Annotated in this window: 18 protein-coding genes; 12 read left to right on the top strand and 6 right to left on the bottom strand. The window is 66.7% G+C overall.

Annotation, left to right across the window (positions count from 1 at the left end; genetic code table 11):
- Window positions 1-184: 184 nt before the first annotated feature.
- Window positions 185-631 carry an Lrp/AsnC family transcriptional regulator gene (locus AB0M65_RS15440; RefSeq protein ID WP_364027320.1) on the bottom strand — a complete coding sequence of 149 codons (447 nt, stop codon included), beginning with the start codon at window positions 629-631 and terminating at the stop codon, window positions 185-187.
- Between the two features lie 107 nt (window positions 632-738).
- On the opposite strand from AB0M65_RS15440, the gene AB0M65_RS15435 reads away from it, so the two are divergent.
- From AB0M65_RS15435 to AB0M65_RS15415, 5 genes are all read left to right on the top strand, one after another.
- Window positions 739-1,173, top strand: coding sequence for a rhodanese-like domain-containing protein (locus tag AB0M65_RS15435; protein WP_364027317.1), 435 nt, complete (start codon window positions 739-741; stop codon window positions 1,171-1,173).
- A gap of 84 nt (window positions 1,174-1,257) precedes the next feature.
- Window positions 1,258-2,013 (top strand): type 1 glutamine amidotransferase, encoded by a 756-nt coding sequence (locus AB0M65_RS15430; RefSeq protein ID WP_364027314.1) that lies wholly within the window; start codon window positions 1,258-1,260, stop codon window positions 2,011-2,013.
- Between the two features lie 92 nt (window positions 2,014-2,105).
- Window positions 2,106-3,236, top strand: a complete 1,131-nt coding sequence (locus tag AB0M65_RS15425) for an inorganic phosphate transporter (RefSeq protein WP_364027311.1) — start codon at window positions 2,106-2,108, stop codon at window positions 3,234-3,236.
- A 110-nt stretch (window positions 3,237-3,346) separates the two neighbouring features.
- Complete coding sequence (locus tag AB0M65_RS15420; protein ID WP_364027308.1) at window positions 3,347-6,328, top strand: bifunctional [glutamine synthetase] adenylyltransferase/[glutamine synthetase]-adenylyl-L-tyrosine phosphorylase; 2,982 nt, start codon at window positions 3,347-3,349, stop codon at window positions 6,326-6,328.
- Between the two features lie 120 nt (window positions 6,329-6,448).
- A complete protein-coding gene (locus AB0M65_RS15415) occupies window positions 6,449-6,883 on the top strand; it encodes an acyl-CoA thioesterase (protein ID WP_364027305.1) in 435 nt (144 codons plus the stop codon).
- An 88-nt stretch (window positions 6,884-6,971) separates the two neighbouring features.
- On the opposite strand, the gene glnA is transcribed toward AB0M65_RS15415, so the two are convergent.
- A complete protein-coding gene (gene glnA / locus AB0M65_RS15410) occupies window positions 6,972-8,396 on the bottom strand; it encodes a type I glutamate--ammonia ligase (RefSeq protein WP_364027302.1) in 1,425 nt (474 codons plus the stop codon).
- A 172-nt stretch (window positions 8,397-8,568) separates the two neighbouring features.
- Here glnA and AB0M65_RS15405 point away from each other — a divergent pair, with 172 nt between their 5' ends.
- Window positions 8,569-9,054, top strand: coding sequence for an RDD family protein (locus tag AB0M65_RS15405; protein WP_364027299.1), 486 nt, complete (start codon window positions 8,569-8,571; stop codon window positions 9,052-9,054).
- A gap of 66 nt (window positions 9,055-9,120) precedes the next feature.
- Here AB0M65_RS15405 and AB0M65_RS15400 read toward each other — a convergent pair whose 3' ends face one another.
- Both AB0M65_RS15400 and AB0M65_RS15395 read right to left on the bottom strand, forming a co-directional pair.
- The gene (locus tag AB0M65_RS15400; RefSeq protein WP_364027296.1) at window positions 9,121-10,086 is read right to left on the bottom strand and encodes a hypothetical protein; all 966 of its coding nucleotides are present in this window, start codon (window positions 10,084-10,086) and stop codon (window positions 9,121-9,123) included.
- 94 nt (window positions 10,087-10,180) lie between these two features.
- Window positions 10,181-10,909, bottom strand: a complete 729-nt coding sequence (locus tag AB0M65_RS15395; protein ID WP_364027293.1) for a DUF4191 domain-containing protein — start codon at window positions 10,907-10,909, stop codon at window positions 10,181-10,183.
- Window positions 10,910-10,973: 64 nt separating this feature from the next.
- Between AB0M65_RS15395 and AB0M65_RS15390 the strand changes: the two genes are divergently transcribed.
- The 6 genes from AB0M65_RS15390 (at window position 10,974) to AB0M65_RS15365 (ending at window position 15,497) form a co-directional block, all read left to right on the top strand.
- Complete coding sequence (locus AB0M65_RS15390; RefSeq protein ID WP_364027290.1) at window positions 10,974-13,061, top strand: ATP-dependent DNA helicase UvrD2; 2,088 nt, start codon at window positions 10,974-10,976, stop codon at window positions 13,059-13,061.
- A 215-nt stretch (window positions 13,062-13,276) separates the two neighbouring features.
- Window positions 13,277-13,543 (top strand): hypothetical protein, encoded by a 267-nt coding sequence (locus tag AB0M65_RS15385; protein WP_364027287.1) that lies wholly within the window; start codon window positions 13,277-13,279, stop codon window positions 13,541-13,543.
- A gap of 169 nt (window positions 13,544-13,712) precedes the next feature.
- Window positions 13,713-14,096 carry a WhiB family transcriptional regulator gene (locus AB0M65_RS15380; protein ID WP_364027284.1) on the top strand — a complete coding sequence of 128 codons (384 nt, stop codon included), beginning with the start codon at window positions 13,713-13,715 and terminating at the stop codon, window positions 14,094-14,096.
- Entirely contained in the window at window positions 14,093-14,350 is a 258-nt protein-coding gene (locus AB0M65_RS15375) for a hypothetical protein (protein WP_364027281.1), read from the top strand. The genes AB0M65_RS15380 and AB0M65_RS15375 overlap by 4 nt, the downstream gene beginning before the upstream one ends.
- Before the next feature lie 102 nt (window positions 14,351-14,452).
- Window positions 14,453-15,325, top strand: coding sequence for a class I SAM-dependent methyltransferase (locus AB0M65_RS15370; protein WP_364027278.1), 873 nt, complete (start codon window positions 14,453-14,455; stop codon window positions 15,323-15,325).
- Window positions 15,318-15,497: a hypothetical protein gene (locus AB0M65_RS15365; RefSeq protein WP_364027275.1), complete on the top strand. Its 180-nt coding sequence runs from the start codon at window positions 15,318-15,320 to the stop codon at window positions 15,495-15,497. The genes AB0M65_RS15370 and AB0M65_RS15365 overlap by 8 nt, the downstream gene beginning before the upstream one ends.
- An 8-nt stretch (window positions 15,498-15,505) precedes the next feature.
- Here the strand turns inward: AB0M65_RS15365 and AB0M65_RS15360 are convergent, their stop codons facing one another.
- Together AB0M65_RS15360 and AB0M65_RS15355 are read right to left on the bottom strand one after the other, a co-directional pair.
- Window positions 15,506-16,420, bottom strand: a complete 915-nt coding sequence (locus AB0M65_RS15360) for a hypothetical protein (protein WP_364027272.1) — start codon at window positions 16,418-16,420, stop codon at window positions 15,506-15,508.
- Window positions 16,421-16,562: 142 nt separating this feature from the next.
- A complete protein-coding gene (locus tag AB0M65_RS15355; RefSeq protein WP_364027269.1) occupies window positions 16,563-17,903 on the bottom strand; it encodes an AarF/ABC1/UbiB kinase family protein in 1,341 nt (446 codons plus the stop codon).
- Window positions 17,904-17,937 lie beyond the last annotated feature (34 nt).

The raw sequence follows: 17,937 nt of genomic DNA, 5'->3' as shown, positions 1-17,937 counted from the left end.
CTGACAGCGCCGATGGTACTGCAACCGAAGGGTTGTGGGAGAGTAGGACACCGCCGGACTCAACGTTAAACAAGGTCCAGGCCCCGGTCGAGAACTTATGGTTCTCCCGGGACCTGGACCTTTTTCACGTTCCCGCTCCAGCCTCGGCGATAGCAAAGGTCCCTTGCTGTCACCGCTGCGTCGCTCAGCCGCGCGGCCGGACGACCGCGCGCCGACGGGCCGGGGACGAGAAGACCAGCGAAGTCGTCGTCTCCCCATAACGCTGCATCCGCTCTACGAGTTCTTCCAGCTCCGCGGTGTTCCGGCAGGTGACCCGCACCAACCAGCACTCGTCGCCTGTGACGTGATCGGCGTCGAGCACCTGGGGCAGCGCGAGGATCGTTTCCCGGAAGCGGGCTGTGTCGAGGCTTCGCACCTTCGCCCGGACCATTGCCTCGATGGGTAACCCGAGTTTCGTCAGATCGACGTCGGCGGAGTACCCGGTGATGACCCCCTTCTCCTCGAGTCGCCGGACTCGCTCCGTCACCGCGGGCGCCGACAGCGATACCCGTCGGCCGAGCTCGGAGAAGGTCAGCCGCCCGTCGGTTTGGAGCAGTTCGAGCAACTGCCAGTCGAGATCATCGAGGTTCACGGAACTCCAGGTCGGTCGTCTTCTGCGCCAGGAATCTCCAGGCTAACCGGCGCATGCACCTGGATTCGCCGATGTCCTGGGCGATCACCGGACAGCAGGATTGAGTCATGACGACCGAATCCCGCGTACTGACGTTCCCGGCCCTGGACAGCCTCGCCGCGGCTGCGCACCTCCGTGCCGAGCTCGCTCTCGATGTGGACCCCGACGACCTCGTCCGGGATCTCACCGCCGGCACCCGCCACGGATACGTGATCGTCGAGACCCGGGCCTCGGAGGCCTTTGCCTCGGCCCGCATCCCCGGCGCGATCAATCTGCCCTACCGTGACATGACCCCTGAGTCCGACAGCGACCTCGTTTACGTCTGCTACTGCGAGAGCATCCACTGCAACGCCGCGACCAAGGGCGCACTCAAACTCGCCGAGCTCGGCTTCAAGGTCAAACGCCTGTCCGGCGGCATCACCGCCTGGCGAGTGGCCGGCTATCCCGTCGACCAAGACGCACCCGCCCCCACACCTACCTCCACCCCACGCTGCGCCTGCTGACCGGGGGAGCAAGGGACCTTTGCTATCGCCGCCGCAAGTCGATAGCAAAGGTCCCTTGCTCCCTTCCGGTCGTAGGCTGGGGCAGTGACCGCTCTCAAGCTGCTCGTCATCCAGCCAGACGAATCCGACCCGATCGGCCCCCTCGGTGACTGGCTCACCGAAGCAGGTGCCGAACTCGACATCCGGCTGATGCCCGATCAGGGCCTCCCCGCCGAGCTTGGGGAGTACGCGGGCGTCGTGTGTCTCGGCGGAGGGATGGGCGCGACCGATGACGCCGCCTACCCGTGGTTGGCGGATGTCCGGAAGGTTCTTTCGAAGGCCACCAGCGCTCGCATCCCCACGCTCGCGATCTGCCTCGGCGGTCAGCTACTGGCGGTGGCGACGGGAGGCCTGGTCGCCCGAGGTGATCAAGGCCCCGAAGTCGGCCCCGGGCTGGTGTCCAAGAAGGACGCGGCCTGGACGGATCCACTCTTCGCGGATCTGCCGCTCATGCAAGACGTCCTGCAGTTCCACAACGACGCGATCAGCCGGCTCCCCGCCGGCGCGGAGCTTCTCGCTTCGTCGCCGCGGTATCCACATCAGGCGTTCCGTTTCGACCGTTGTGCCTACGGTGTCCAGTTCCATATCGAGACGACGCCGGAGATCGTCCTCGACTGGGCAAGGCAATCGCCGGAAATGGCGGAACTCACCCGGCCGGACGCACTGACCCCGGAGAACCTCGCTCGGGTGCATGCCGATATCGCCGAAACCTGGCGACCGTTCGCGCACCGCTTCGTCCGACTGGTGTCCGGTGCGCTTGCTCCGGCTGCGGACCGTCAACGTACATTGCCGATGGCTTAACGACTTATGTCTCAAATGCGTATGGATTATTAACACTCGGGTCTACCTGTCAGGTACCTTGCGGAGGGAGTTCGAAGGGTTCGGAGGTCGGGGTGGAGCCCTCAGTGTTGGTCGTGCTCGTCGTCGTCACGGCCTTAATTTTCGATTTCACAAACGGTTTCCACGACACGGCCAACTCGATGGCGACGTCGATCGCCACCGGCGCGCTTCGCCCCAAGGTGGCCGTGACTATCTCCGCCGTCCTGAACCTGGTCGGAGCCTTCCTGTCGGTCGAGGTGGCCAAGACCATCTCCAATGGACTGGTCGACGACACCAAGATCGGACCGGCGATCGTCTTCGGTGGCCTGGTCGGAGCGATCGTGTGGAACTTGGTCACGTGGTTCGTCGGCCTGCCGTCCAGCTCATCCCACGCGTTGTTCGGCGGCTTGATCGGTGCCACGTGGGTGTCGGCCGGAACGGATTCGGTCCACTTCGGAAAGATCGTCGAGAAGGTACTCGTGCCCGCCGCGTTGTCACCGGTTCTCGCGGGACTGGTCGCGATGATCGCGACGTACCTCGTCTACCGCATCTTCGTCCGCCGTGGCCGTACCGCGGGCTTCCGCGTCGGTCAGATCATCTCGGCTTCGCTCGTTTCACTGGCTCACGGCACGAACGACGCACAGAAGACGATGGGTGTCATCACCCTCACGATGATCACCGCCGGTACGCTGCCCGCCGGGTCCGGGCCGCCGCTCTGGGTGATCGTGAGCGCGGCACTCGCGCTGGCGTTGGGTACCTACCTGGGTGGCTGGCGGATCACGTACACCATGGGCAAGGGTTTGACGGACATCGACGGTCCGCAGGGCTTCGCCGCCCAGACGAGCTCGGCGGCGGTCATCCTCGCGTCCACGAACTTCGGCTTTCCGCTCTCGACGACCCATGTCTGCTCCGGCGGCATCATCGGATCGGGCGTTGGCAGGAATGAGTCGCCGGTCCGCTGGCGTACCGCCGGCCGCATGGTGATCGCCTGGCTGTTCACCCTTCCGGCAGCGGCCATCGTCGGTGCCGCCGCCGGCCTCGTGACCTCGACAGGCACGGTAGGCACCGTCGGCGTCGGTGTCGCGGGCCTGGCGGTCGGCGTCGCGATCTACCTCCTTTCGCGGCGGAGCCCCGTCAACGCGGGCAGCTTCACCACTCCCGCACCAACCACTCCTGAACCCGAAGTCGGCAGGATCGCGGCCTAGCGATAGCAGGGGACCTTTGCTATCGCCAGGCGCCTGGCGATAGCAAAGGTCCCCTGCTCCCTTGCGCGTCCATCTGGTCACGGGTGCCAGGGCGACTACGGTGGAAGCCGATGGTTGAGCGCGCCAGGCCGACCGCTTCCGTGGCGAGGTACGGCTTCACCGATCCCCGAGCCGACGGGCAGCTGCGTGCTGCCGGTTGGTGGACCGAAGCCGGCCCGGATGCCTCCACTGCCGACGTGCTGTCAGCGCTTTCCCGGGCGGCTGATCCCGATCTCGCTTTGAGCGGGCTCGACCGGATCAGGGAGGCCGATCCGGTTGCCTGGATCGAGCTTGACCAGGCACTTCGCGCAAATCGAACCCTTCGTGGCCGGTTGCTCGGCGTCTTGGGTACGTCGAGCGCGCTCGCGGACTTTCTGGTGGCGAACACGGCCTGCTGGAAAACACTTCTGGGTGACAAGTGCACCGAGCCGGATCAGTACGCAAGCCGCCTTCTGGACTACCTCCGGCCGGAAAGTGAGGTGCTCACCGGCCTCGACTCAGAGCAGGCGCTCCGCGTCGCGTACCGCGAACTGCTTCTCGGAATCGCGGCTGCCGACCTCGGTCACCTCGTCGAACCCGGGCTGTACCAGCCCCCTTATGCCGAGATCGGCGCTCAGCTCACCACGCTGGCCGAAGCCGCGTTGACGGTCGGACTTCTGGTCGCCGAGGCGGAAGTGGGCGCCGGCGTCGAGGGCCGACTGGCCGTGATCGCGATGGGCAAGTGCGGCGGCCGAGAGCTGAACTATGTCAGTGACGTCGACGTCATCTTTGTCGGCGATGGCGATCTTTTGACCGCGACACGGCTTGCCAGCACGATGATGCGCGTAGTCGGCAAAGCCTGCTTCGAGGTCGACGCGGCGTTGCGCCCGGAGGGCAAAGCGGGCGCGTTGGTCCGGACTCTCGACGGACACGCCACCTACTACCAGAAGTGGGCCAAGACCTGGGAGTTCCAGGCTCTGCTCAAAGCGCGGCCGGTCGCCGGCGACGCCGAGCTCGGGCGCCAGTACGCGGAGATGGTCGCGCCCATGGTGTGGTCCGCGGCCGATCGGGACAACTTCGTCCCTGAGGTGCAGAAGATGCGGCGCCGCGTCGAAGGTCATGTGCCTACCGCGCACGCCGAGCGAGAACTGAAACTGGGACGTGGTGGCCTCCGCGACGTCGAGTTCGCGGTGCAGTTGCTGCAACTGGTCCATGGTCGGATCGACGCCGAGCTGCGTTCCCCGTCCACGATGGACGCGCTCGCCGCCTTGGGGGAGGGCGGATACGTCGGCCGCATGGATGCCGCGGAACTCGGGTCGTCGTACGAGTTTCTCAGGACCATCGAGCATCGGCTCCAGCTCCGGCGGCTACGGCGTACGCACCTGTTCCCGGCCGCTTCGGATGCGAGCGAGCTGCGCACCATCGCGAGGGCGAGCGGGGTGCGGCCTGCTCGGGGAAGGAGTGAGGGGGACGTACTGCTGGCGGAGTTCCGGCGTCACCTCCAGAGCATTCGACGGCTCCATCAAAAGCTCTTCTACCGGCCGCTGCTGCAGTCCGTCGCGAATGTGCCGACCGAGGCGCTGCGGCTGACGACGAAGCAGGCGGAAAGCCGTCTTGCCGCGCTCGGCTATGCCGCGCCGGATGGGGCGTTGCAGCACATCAAGGCCTTGACCGCGGGTATGTCGCGGCGGGCGGCCATTCAGCAGGCCCTGCTGCCGGTGCTGCTGGAACTTCTCGCCGACACGCCAGACCCGGACCGCGGGCTTCTGTCCTATCGCAAGGTCTCCGAGGCACTCGAAGAAACACCTTGGTACCTCAGGGTTCTTCGAGACGAAGGCGCTGTCGTCGAGCGGCTCGCCTTGTTGCTGGGGACGTCACGGCTGGTACCGGACCTGCTGTCCAGAGCGCCGGAAGTCCTGCAACTGCTCGGTGATCCCGCGCGGCTGGCCGGTCGCACCCCGGCCGAAGTCGCTACGTCGCTGCGGGCCGCCGTTCGCCGGCAGCCGGGTCTGAACGCGGCTGTCGCCGCCGCGAGATCGCTGCGCAGGCACGAGATGCTGAGGGTCGCATCAGCCGATCTGCTGGGGCTGCTCGACGTTCCGTCGGTGTGCGCGGCATTGTCGAGTGTGTGGGTCGCCGTGTTGCAGGGTGCGTTGGCCGCCGCATATCGCCAGCGGCAGGCGGAGCTCGGCCGGACGCCCGCGACGATCGCGGTCATCGGCATGGGTCGCCTCGGCGGCGCCGAACTCGGCTATGGGTCCGATGCGGACGTCTTGTTCGTATGTGAGCCCGCTGAAGGCGTGTCCGATTCCGATGCGGCGAAGTTCGCTTCTTCGGTCGCTGAGACCGTTCGCAAGATTCTCGGTGCGCCCAGCCCCGACCCAGCCTTGGTCGTCGACGCCGATCTCCGTCCAGAGGGGCGGAGCGGTCCGCTGGTCCGGACGCTGGAGTCTTACCGCAGCTACTACGGCCGATGGGCCGAGGTCTGGGAATCGCAGGCGCTGCTTCGGGCCCGGTTCATCGCCGGCGACGACGACCTCGGCGCGCGGTTCATCGAAATGATCGACCCCATTCGGTATCCGGAGGCCGGTCTCGACGCGGTTCGGGTGCGAGAGATCAGGCGGATCAAGGCACGGGTGGAGACGGAGCGGATGCCCAAGGGCGCGGACCCGACCCGGCACACGAAACTCGGACGAGGCGGGCTCGCCGACGTCGAGTGGACCGCGCAGCTCATGCAACTGCGTCACGGGCACAAAATACCGGGGCTCCGGACCACGTCGACGATCGAAGCCCTGAATGCCGCGGTGGAGGCGGGGCTCGCCGAGCCCGCCGAAATCGAGTCCCTCATCGAGGCGTGGCTGCTGGCGACGCGGGTCCGGAACGCCGGGATGCTGGTCAGGGGGAAGGCGGTCGACGAGATCCCCAGCTCTGGTCGAGATCTCGCCGCTGTCGCTCGTGTGCTCGGCTACTCCGCCGATGACGACCCTGGCGAGTTCCTCGACGCCTATCGTCGGACCACGCGCCGCGCGCATGCGGTGGTGGACACTCTCTTCTACCAGGACAAATCGCTCTGACCTGCGGGAAGGAAGCAAGGGACCTTTGCTATCGCCTGCTGCGCGTGGACGAGGGCAGTAGCAAAGGTCCCTTGCTACCGCCCGGCGTCGCGAGCGTTGAGCTGCCTTTACAGTGGACCGGTGACTGTGCGCGAGCCGTTTCGCACCCGGATCAAGGTGCGCCACTACGAGCTGGACACCCTGGGCCATCTCAACCATGCCATCTACCACTCGTACGGCGAGGTTTCCAGACTCGAGCTGATGGAGCTCGCCGGCGGCCTGAACTCGGGTCTGAAGGACGCGAACCTCGCCTTCGTGCTGCTCGAGTCCCACATCGTGTTCCGGCGTGAGCTGCGAGCCGGCGACGTCGTCGACGTGACCTGCGATACCAAGTTCGGTGCAGGCAAAACTTTCCACATGGACTCGAACATCTACAAGGCCGACGGCACGCTGTCCGCCGAGATCACTTGCACCTTGGGGCTGATGGATCTCGAGCGGCGCAAGCTGGTGGACGATCCGCGCGGCCGTGTCGAGCGCGCCGGCGTCGACCTGAAGGTTCTCTCCACTTCGGAGTAGCCGCACCGGCCGCTCCAACAGAAACGCCGGTGGTGAGGGCGTTTCCGCACCTCACCACCGGCGTGCTCTTGGTGTTACCGCCGCACGATCACACGTCGTAGTACAACGAGAACTCGTACGGGTGCGGGCGCAGCCGCAGCGGGTCGATCTCGTTCTCACGCTTGTAGGAGACCCACGTCTCGATCACGTCGGGGGTGAACACGCCACCCTCGAGCAGGTAGTCGTGGTCGGCCTCGAGCGTGTCGAGAACCGCGCCAAGGTCGCCAGGAACGAGCTTGACGTTCTTGGCCTCCTCGGGCGGGAGCTCGTAGAGGTCCTTGTCGATGGGCTCCGGCGGCTCGATCTTGTTCTTGATGCCGTCGAGACCGGCCATCATCATCGCCGAGAACGCCAGGTACGGGTTGCCGGACGAGTCCGGGCACCGGAACTCGGCACGCTTGGCCTTCGGGTTGTTGCCCGTGATGGGGATACGGACACAAGCCGAGCGGTTCCGCTGCGAGTACACCAGGCTGACCGGCGCCTCGAAGCCCGGAACGAGCCGGTGGTACGAGTTGACGGTCGGGTTGGTGAACGCGAGCAGGCTCGGCGCGTGCCTGAGCAGGCCGCCGATGTAGTGGCGGGCGGTGTCGGACAGCCCCGCGTAACCCGACTCGTCGTGGAACAGCGGCGTGCCGTCCTTCCACAGCGACTGGTGGCAGTGCATGCCCGAGCCGTTGTCGCCGGCGAGCGGCTTCGGCATGAAGGTCGCGGTCTTGCCGGCGGAGAACACGGTGTTCTTCACGATGTACTTGAACAACTGCAGGTCGTCAGCAGCGTGCAGCAGCGTGTTGTACTTGTAGTTGATCTCGGTCTGACCGGCGGTGCCCACCTCGTGGTGCGCGCGCTCGATCTCGAAGCCGGAGCCCTGCAGGTTGCGGACGATCTCGTCACGCAGGTCGGCGAAGTGGTCGACCGGCGGGACGGGGAAGTAGCCCCCCTTGAACTTCGTCTTGTAACCCTGGTTACCACCCGGGACGTCGGCGCCGGTGTTCCACCAGCCCTCGACGGAATCGATCTCGTGGAACGAGGCGTGCTCGGCGGAGTCGAACCGGATCGAGTCGAAGATGTAGAACTCGGCTTCCGGGCCGAAGAACACGTTGTCGGCGACGCCGTACTCGGAGATGTACTGCTCGGCCTTACGCGCGATGTTGCGCGGGTCGCGGCTGTACGCCTCACGGGTGAACGGGTCGTGCACGAAGAAGTTCAGCGAGAGCGTCTTCGCCTTGCGGAACGGGTCGATACGCGCAGTCTCAGGGTCCGGGAGGAGCAGCATGTCGGATTCGTGGATCGACTGGAATCCACGGACCGAGGAGCCATCGAAGGCCAAGCCTTCTTCGTATGCCTCTTCGTTGAACGCCTTCGCCGGAACGGTGAAGTGCTGCATAACGCCGGGCAGGTCGCAGAACCTGACGTCGACGACCTCTACGTTTTCGTCGGCGATAAGGCGCTGAATGTCGTCTGGAGTAGTGGGCACCCTCGGTGACTCCTTCTCGTTCGTTGCCGGCGGCAGTACTCTCTTCGGCTCACGCTAAGAGCGCGGTGTTGCCCGACCGTCACCCGTATGTTTCGCCGGTGTTAACGGGTCGGCGATATCGGGTAGTCGACCAGGGCGAATGTGGTCAGCGCCACCGGCATACCCTGGATGGGTGGCGAGATGGACCGGAGAATGGCTGCCCGGAGCCGGGGACGAGACGACGGCCGGTGGCGAGCGCACGCAGAGATGGCGTGGCGAGCGACTCGACTTGCCCGAATCGGGTGTCGGTTCGGTGGCAGGCGGCGGGCCGCGCCTCCTGGGATTGATCATCGACCTGGCCCTCGCCTCTTTGGTGACCACGCTCTTCGTGAAGCCCAGCCTTCAGGATCCGGCCGTCATGCAGACGTTCAACCTCTGGTCGGTGGGGGTCTGGGCGGTCATCACGATCATTCCCGCGGCGTTCTTCGGCTTCACCCCGGGCATGGGGGCGGTCGGAATCCGGGTGGCCAGGTTGGACGGCACGCAAATGGTCGGTGTGTGGCGCGCTGTCGTGCGGACGGTGCTGACTTCCGTGATCATCCCGGCCGCGATCCGGAACATCGACGGCCGAAGCTGGCTCGACCGGCTGACCGGCACCGTCGTGATCCGCATGCGGTGACTTGCCGGAGAGGTAGCAAGGGACCTTTGCTCTCTTCCCGGGCACCGGTTGCCGAACCGGCGGTGGTCAGGCAGCCGGTGCCGTAGGAGCGCCACCGAGTTGCGGAGGCGGCCGCTGGCGAGCGCGACGGTGAGCTTCCTGCAATTCCCGGATCACGACCAACGGCTGATCCCGTAGCTGCGCCGGACTTACCTCGACGACGATGAGGCCGGCGGCAACGAGGGCGGGCGTCGTGGGGACCTTGCCAGGTTCGAGAGCGACTTCGTCGTAGTGGATCTGCATGGCGACGCCGGCTTCCTGCCACCAGACCTCGGCTATGCCGACGACCTGCCCGTCCGGGGTTCGCAGCTCGGCTTTCCTCGTCGGCGTCGGCAAGCCGGTTTGCGCGAGCACGCCCTGCAGCCACTGCTCGACGGCACAGCTGATTCCGTCTTCAAGGGCGCCGACAACGAGGCGGGGCAGCGCAGAGCCGATCGTGCTGGCCTGTGCCAGCTCGTCTCGCAGTTCCTCCGGAGTGCAAAGCCTGCGGTGGACCGCATCGTGGATCATCGCTCGCACGGCCTTCAATTCGCTCATGCGCCGGGCGGCGTCGATCAAGGCCCGGGCGAGGGGTGCCACCGGCAGCCCCTCGATCTCCACTGGTTCCGGCAGGTGGATTGTTCGTTCGACGACGGCGAACCCCCAGGTGGCGACCTTGCTTTGATGGGGGATCAGAGTGTGGGCCCGACTTTCGGGCGGGAGTCTTCGGACTCCATATAGCCGGGCCGCCTGAACCCCGGTGAGCATCGCTTCCGGGCCGGCGTGGGTCAGGGCGGCCCTCAGGAGCTGGTGTCTGGTCGGCGTGGCGTCCGTCAGGAGGATCACGCCGGGAATCGGACGCCGCCACGGGCCGCTTTCACGACATTGGCGGGAGATCCAGGAGTGGGAGTGTCCGAGGGCGACAAGTTCCTCCCGGGCGGCCACGCCGTCCGGGTAAATCGCTGCCAGCGCCTTCTGCCGGGCGCTACTGGTTCCGTCCACAACAGTGATCATGCGACCACCCACCGACAGTTTTTCGTCGCGGAAAGCATCAGGGGTCCTTTGCTATCGCCTGGCGATAGCAAAGGACCCCTGATACCGGTTTTGGTCAGCGTCGGCGGATGGTGCGCTGGACGTTGCGCATCTTCGCGCCGGCGGGCATCGGGCCCTTGGGCATCGCGGCGCCGCGGCTGCCGAGAGCGGCCAGCTTCGCCTCCAGCGCGTCGACCTGGGCAGGCTTGAGGTTGCGGGGCAGCTTCATGAGGTAGCTCTGAAGCTTCTTCAGCGACACCTGATGCTCTTCGTTCCCGATGATCACGTCGTAGATCGGGACTTCACCGATCAAGCGGGCCACGCGCTTCTTCTCCTGCGCGAGCAGGGACTTCACACGGTGCGGCGCGCCCTCGGCGACAAGCACGACACCCGGTCCGCCCAGCACCCGGTGCACGGCGTCGAGCTGGGTCGTGGCCGCCACGGTCGGCGTCACCTTCCAGCGGCCCCGCATGTTCTCGAGCGCCCACGCCGCGGCACCCGGCTGTCCGTCGGCCTTCGAGTACACGGTCTTCTGGACCCGCCTGCCGAAGATGATCACGGCGGCGAGCGCGCCGAGCAGGATGCCCAGCGGCAGCACGACCCAATGGACGTCGAAGATGAACCCGATCCCGAACACCACACCGGTGATGACCAGGAGCGATCCGACCATCCAGGGGATGAGCGCCTTGTCTTCCTTGCGCTGCATCTTGAAGGCTTCGAAGATTTGCCCGCGGCGAGCCTTGCTCGCGGCGCGCTTCTCCTTCTTCGCCAGCTTGGCTGCTTCCTTGTCCTGCTTTCCCGCCATGTGACCAGGATACGGCCGCGTGCCCCGCGCCGATCCCGTCGGGCCCTCTGCGAGGATCGGGAGCGTGGTTAGCGCATCGTCCCCCAAGAGTCGTCCAGGCCTGCTCGATGGGCTCGACCCCGAGCAACGTGCCGCCGCCTGCGCGCCGAGGGGGCCGGTGTGCGTCCTCGCGGGTGCGGGGACCGGCAAGACGCGGACGATCACGCACCGCATCGCCCACCTCGTCCGGTCCGGGCATGTCGCCGCTGGTCAGGTCCTCGCCGTCACCTTCACCACTCGTGCCGCAGGCGAGATGCGCGCACGCCTTCGGGGCCTCGGTGTCGACGCCGCCCAGGCCCTCACCTTCCACGCCGCGGCTCGTCGGCAGCTTCGGTACTTCTGGCCTCAGGTGATCGGTGACCGGCCCTGGGATCTGCTCGAGAACAAGTTCCGCTACGTCAGCCAGGCCGCGAACAAGGCCGGGCTCGGCACCGAGACCGAGCTTCTGCGCGACCTCGCCAGTGAGATCGAGTGGAGCAAGGCCTCTTTGGTATCGCCGGACGACTACCCGGCTGTGGTATCGCGCACCCAGCGGGACACGCCGGCGCCCGCGTCGCAGGTCGCGGAGGTCTACCGCAACTACGAGAAGATCAAGAACACCGCGCAGGTCCTCGATTTCGATGACCTTCTCCTGCACACCACCGCCGTTCTGGAGGAGCACACGGTGGTCGCCCAGGAGTTCCGCGAGCGCTACCGCTGTTTCGTCGTCGACGAGTACCAGGACGTCACCCCTCTCCAGCAGCGGTTGCTCGACGCCTGGCTCGGCGGCCGCGACGACTTGACCGTGGTCGGCGACGCCAACCAGACGATCTATTCGTTCGGCGGCGCCTCGCCCCGGCCGCTGCTGGAGTTCACACGGAGGTTCCCCGACGCCACGGTCGTCCGGCTCGAGCGGGACTACCGCTCGACTCCCGAGGTCGTGGCGCTCGCCAACCAGGTGATCGGCGCCGCACGCGGACGCCCGGCTGGGTCGAGGCTGAAGCTCGTGGGGCAGCGTCCTTCGGGGCCCGTGCCGCGCTTCGCCGAGTACGACGACGAGACCGCCGAGGCCGCCGCTGTCGCACGCAGGATCCGTGACCTTCTCGACGGTGGTGTGGCGGCCAGTGAAATCGCGGTGCTCTACCGCGTCAACGCTCAATCCGAGGCTTACGAGCAGGCACTCGCCGAGCTGAGCATCCCGTACCTGGTCCGCGGCGGCGAGCGGTTCTTCGCCAGGACCGAGGTCCGGCAGGCGATGTCCGCGTTGCGGATGGCGTCGACCGACGCCGACACCGGCGAATTGGTGACGAGGGTCCGCTCAGTGCTCGCGAAGGTGGGACTCACCGATCAGCCGCCCGCCGGAGGCGCGGCGAAGGAGCGGTGGGACGCGCTCCTGTCGATCGTCGAGCTGGCCGAGGAGCTGGCGTCCGCTGTCGAGGACGCGGATCTGCCCAGGTTCGTCGCGGAGCTCGAACAGCGAGCGTCCGCACAGCATCCGCCGACCGTGGAGGGCATCACCTTGGCCTCACTCCACGCGGCGAAGGGCCTGGAGTGGGACGCCGTGTTCCTCGTGGGGCTCGCCGAGGGAACCGTGCCGATCCTCCACGCAGACGGAGACGACGCGGCCATCGAAGAGGAACGCCGTCTCTTCTACGTCGGCGTCACCCGTGCACGGGAGCACCTTTCGTTGTCGTGGGCCTTGGCCAGGACAACGGGTAACCGGCGCAACCGGCGGCGCAGCCGGTTCCTCTACGGCCTGATCCCCGAAGACCATCCGGCGGCGAGGGTCGCCCAGGCTCAGCGGCCCAAGCAGTCCGGTAGCAAGGCGCGATGCCGCGTATGCGGAGGGCCGCTGCTGGAGACCCTGGACATCAAACTGGGACGCTGCTCCCGCTGCCCGTCCAATGTGGATGAGCAGCTGCTCGAGAAGCTGAAAAGCTGGCGAGGGGAACGGTCTCGCGAACTCAAGGTGCCGGCCTTCGTCGTCTTCACGGACGCGACGCTGGTCGCCATCGCGGAACAGCGGCCGACCGATGACACAGCGTTGTGCGCCATCTCCGGGATCGGCGCGACGAAGCTCGAACGCTTCGGAGCGGAGGTTCTCGACGTTGTGCGGGCCTCGGTGGAGTCTTGACCGCGTCTCGGGCTTGATCTACGCGGCGAACCCGCTGCTCAGAGCCGATCTTCGTAGCTTCGACGGTTTTTCTGGAAAATAAGTTGCCCCGGTGTGGTCAGGGGCAATAACCTGCTGGTACCGGGCGGGAAGCGCCCGGCTGGGGAAGAACTTCTACAACACAGCGTAGACCGCAGGACGGTTCGCGCGCGACAGAGAAAGGTGGTGTCGGTGAAATGACGATCAACATGATGCTCACGAACCCGGGCACCCGTCTGTCTTGCGTCGTGGAAGTCCCGCAGGCTCAGCGCCAGGGCGCCTTTGCGCCCGTGAGCATCCTCGCCGCCCGCGGCACCTTGCGCCTCAACCGGCGCTGGGTCACCGCCGACGAAACCATCGCGCACGCCACCGCCTTCGGCGGCGGTTACTCGCTGGTTGCCGTCGATCTGCCGGTCATCAAGCAGTTCCGTGTTCCGTTGTCCATACGGGAGCGAAGTTCCTGACCTAGTCAGGACCAGAGGCTCACGAAGGCCGCGGAACCGGTAACCCGGATCCGCGGCCTTCGTGTTTTTGCTGCACAAAAACAAGTTGGCTGCACAACCTAATTGGGGTTCAGCGTTGTCCAGTTCCACCGTCAGTTCGAAAACCGTTACGGGACAAAGGAGTGCACGTATGTCATCGGCCATAGCTTTCGCGCCGGGGGAGGCTCTTCCCTTCGTCGACGCCGGCGTCGTCGACCTGCTCGACGCCATCGACTCGCCTGAGTCGATGCTTCCCTGCCGTTCGGGCGACGCGGACCTTTGGTTCGCCGAGTCTCCGGCTGAACTCGAGCGCGCGAAGGCGTTCTGCGCGGACTGCCCGGTCCGTTCCGCTTGCCTCGCGGGCGCACTCTCTCGGCGTGAGCCGTGGGGCGTCTGGGGTGGCGAGATCTTCGAGCGCGGCGTTGTCGTCGCACGGAAGCGGCCCCGTGGCCGCCCCCGCAAGAACCCGGTCGTCGAGCCCGCTGTCGAGGCTCGTCCCGCCGCGCGCAAGGTCGAGCGGAGCGCAGCGGCATGACCGTCGAACCCATCACCACCAGGGATTACGAAGCGCGATCGGGAAACCGGACACTCGCGCCCGCCAAGCTGAATGAGATCAAGGTCGAGGAGACCAGCGAAATGTTGCTTTATGAAGAACTGTCCAGAGCCCGAATACGAGACCTCGAGGAAGGAGTCCGCGCGCAGCGGGCTCGAAGCGGCGCACGCGCCGCGCGAAGGTGGAACAGGGTCGCCCGCTGGGCGAAACGGCGAGCCGAACGCTTGCAGGCCTGACCTATCGGGGGAGCAGGGGACCTTTGCTATCGCCACGCGATAGCAAAGGTCCCCTGCTTCCTTTTGGGTGTGGGTGCGGCGCGGGTGGTGTTCACTGGGGGAATGGCTGTATACGCGCATGACGACATCGACTGGGCGGAGCGCCTTCGATCGCTTCGCATGGCCGAGGCACTCGACGCCGAGCCGACGCGAGTGGCAGCTCGGCGGCTGTTGGAAGGGCTGCCGGAGGCTCCGACCATCGTCGACGTCGGCTGCGGCGCGGGCGGGATGGGCGTGCTCTTCGCCGAGGAGCTCGCTGTCGCCGGTGCCAAGTTCGTGCTGGTCGACGCGACCGAGCACCTGCTCACCGAGGCTCGACAAGTAGTCGTCGCTGCCGCGGGAGATAAGGCTATCGTCGAGACGGTTCATGCCGACGTCGCCGACAAAGGGCTGCCTGACAAGCTTCCTCCCGCGGATCTGGTCTGGGCGTCGCGCGTGGTTCATCACCTGCCCGACCAGCAGGCGGCTCTCGACACCCTCACCCGGCTCGCTCGCCCTGGCGGAATGGTCGCCATTGCCGAGGGTGGCTTGGACTTCAACTGTCTTCCCTGGGATCTCGGCATCGGCAGGCCAGGGCTCGAGGGGCGTCTGCTGGCGGGCCGAAGCGAGTGGTTCGCCGAGATGCGCGCGGGCCTTCCCGGCGCGGTCTCGATGCCCTACGGCTGGAACACCGGACTTCAGCAGGCAGGTCTCGACGCCGTCGATTCGTTCGGAGTGCTCATCCACCACCCGTCGCCCGGGCCGGAACTGCTGCGCGAGTTCGTCATCGAGCGCGTGAGCTGGTTCGCCGACGTGGCCGGTGACTGGTTGGCCTCCGACGATCGCGAAACCGTGGCCGCCCTGCTGGATCCGGCGAACCCCGCGTTCCTCGGCGCGCGTCAGGACCTGTTCCTGCTGGGCGTGAAGACCATCCATTGTGGACGCCGCCGTGAGTGATCAGGTGAGTTGCTCGTTATGTGGCAGGATCCGCGGCGCCGACGAGGAGCCCGCGCAGACCCTCGCCTGGGCTTCCACCCGGGACAAGGACATCGTGCGCTGGATGTGCCCCGCCTGCGCTCGCCGCCATACCCGCGACATCGAGGGAAGGCTTCCCGACGAGTACTGGTGAGCGCCTCCTCACGCGGCGCTGTCGATCCGGCTGATCGCGCGGACGTGCGGACGAGGCGTCCGGGCCGCTTCGGTGAACGCCGTGACGAGCTCGGCCGCGACCTCCATCGGAACCTTCTTCAGCTGATCGATGGTGCAGCGGACCAGCACCGTCCCGGTCGCGGTCAGCGCCAGCGGATGGAAGTTCGCGGTGCCCTGTTCCGGGGTGCGGAACTGCCACGCCAGCCCGATGTCGTCCCACCAGGCGTCGGCTGAGCCGATGGGCCGTCCCCGCCGGTCGCAGATCGACACGTTCCACGACGGCGAAGGCAGCGGGCAGCCCTCGACGACCTTCTTCGCCAGTCCGTGCGCATAGGTCTCTTCGGGATCGACCCGGCGTAGTGCCGAACGGACCGCGGCGGAACCTCGCCGGTTACCGGCGTCGAGTTCTTTGCTGAGGTCCTCGTGCGTGCAGAGACCCCAGTACAGCGGCAGCGAGATCAGCTCGTCGATCCGCGCCGGATCGAGTTCCTGCCGGGCCAGATCGAGCGCCGCGCGAGCGGGCGGGGCGAACGGGACGCCGTTGATCCAGGTGGCCGACGGCATCCGTGTGGTTCTTCGAGGCAGCATGCCCGGTTCCGCTGGCATCCGCCGATAGTCGGGGACCAGGAGGTGGACCTCCCGGGTCACCGGGCAGTCGACGCCACGCGCGCGAAGCGCGTCGGCACCCGTCACTGCCACATCCGGACCGAACCGCGCGACGGCGGCTTGCAAGAGCTGAAGCCGGGTGGGCGCGGAATCGCGCAACAGGATCACACCCGGCATGAGCCTTCGCCAGGGACCGCCAGGGCCACACAGCTTCGCGGCGTAACGGGCTGTCACGCCTGCCTTGCGAAGCTCGCGGCTGGTAATGATCCCGGACTCGCTGGTGTTACTGAGCGTCATGAGACGAGCGCTTCGTGTAATGTTCATAGATCGAGGATGACCGTTGGGCCGTCCGGGTGGAACCACTTCGGGCAAGTTGTGGATAACTCGCCCGAACGACCCTGTTTTCGGCTCAGTCCCCACGATCCCTGTGGATAGATTTTCAGGCGGCGAAGCCCGGTTGCCACCGTTCGACGATCGCGCGGGCAGGGATCTCCGCATCGAGCTGGCAGAGGATGCCGGTCGATCCGGCGGTCACCCGGTGGATCATCAGGTACTCGGGCGGCAGGTTGAGCGAACGGCCGATCCGGAAATCACGGCCGCGGGTGTCACCGACCCGGCCTGCCTGACGCTGCATCCAGCGGCGGGTGAAGTGGAACGTCTCGCCCGCCAGCGGCTCGGTGAACGGCGCCAGATAGGCGAGCACGTCGTCGGCCCGCAAGTCCGCGTCCCCCCGGATGAAACCGGACTCCCGAAGAAGCCGCATCAGCTTGGCGGACTCGCCGTCGAGTGCCAGCCTGGTCATCTCGCCCAGGTGCTGAGGAATGCCCTCGGGCAGCCGGGACACCCCGCCGAAGTCGATCACGCACAGCCTGCCGTCGGCGGTCAGCATGAAATTGCCGGGATGCGGGTCGGAATGCAGCAGCCGAGCCCGTTCCGGCGACGAGTAGTGGAACTCGGTGAGCAGGCTGCCGGCGCGGTCCCGGGCCTCCTTGTCGCCGTCGGCGATGATCTTCGACAGCGGGGTGCCGGTGACCCATTCCGTGACGACGACCTTGGGCGCGCTGGCGACCACTCGGGGGATCAGGAAGCCTGGGACGTCCTCGAACGCTTTGACGAAAGAACGCTGGTTCTGGGCTTCCGCCTGGTAGTCGAGCTCTTCGTTCATCCGCTCGGCGAGCTCGGCCAGGAGGGGTTTCACCTCGGTTCCCGGTACGAAGGCCTGGAACAACCTGCTGAAGCGTTGAAGCTGGCGAAGGTCGCTTCGCAGTGCGTCGTCCGCTCCGGGGTACTGCACCTTGACGGCGACTTCGCGGCCGTCGTGCCAGACCGCGCGGTGGACCTGGCCGATGCTCGCGGCCGCGGCCGGTTCGTCGTTGAATTCGGCGAAGCGCTGTGTCCAGGTGCGTCCCAGCTGCTCGGCGAGGACCCGGTGGGTCTGCCGGACGGGCATGGGAGGCGCCGCGGCCTGGAGCTTTGTCAGGGCCTCGCGGTAGGGCTTCGCCATCTCGTCCGGCACCGCGGCCTCGAAGACGCTGAGTGCCTGGCCGAACTTCATCGCGCCGCCCTTGAGGGTGCCGAGGACCTCGAAGAGCTGCTCCGCTGCCTTCGCGGACAAAGTCGCACTGACTTCTTCGGCGCTCTGCCCGGTCAACCGCTTGCCCCAGCCTCCGACGGCCCGGCCGGCTATGCCGAGCGGGATACTGGCCAGCTTCGCCGTTCGCGCGGCTCCTTTGCGGGGGATGGCGGCTTCACGGTCCTCGGCGCTGCGGGAGTCGGTCACCTCCGCGATTCTGCCTTGATTCGCTCCGCACGCG

This window comes from Amycolatopsis sp. NPDC051071 (assembly GCF_040682875.1).
Lineage (GTDB): Bacteria > Actinomycetota > Actinomycetes > Mycobacteriales > Pseudonocardiaceae > Amycolatopsis.
This window is presented reverse-complemented; position numbering and strand designations above follow the sequence as displayed.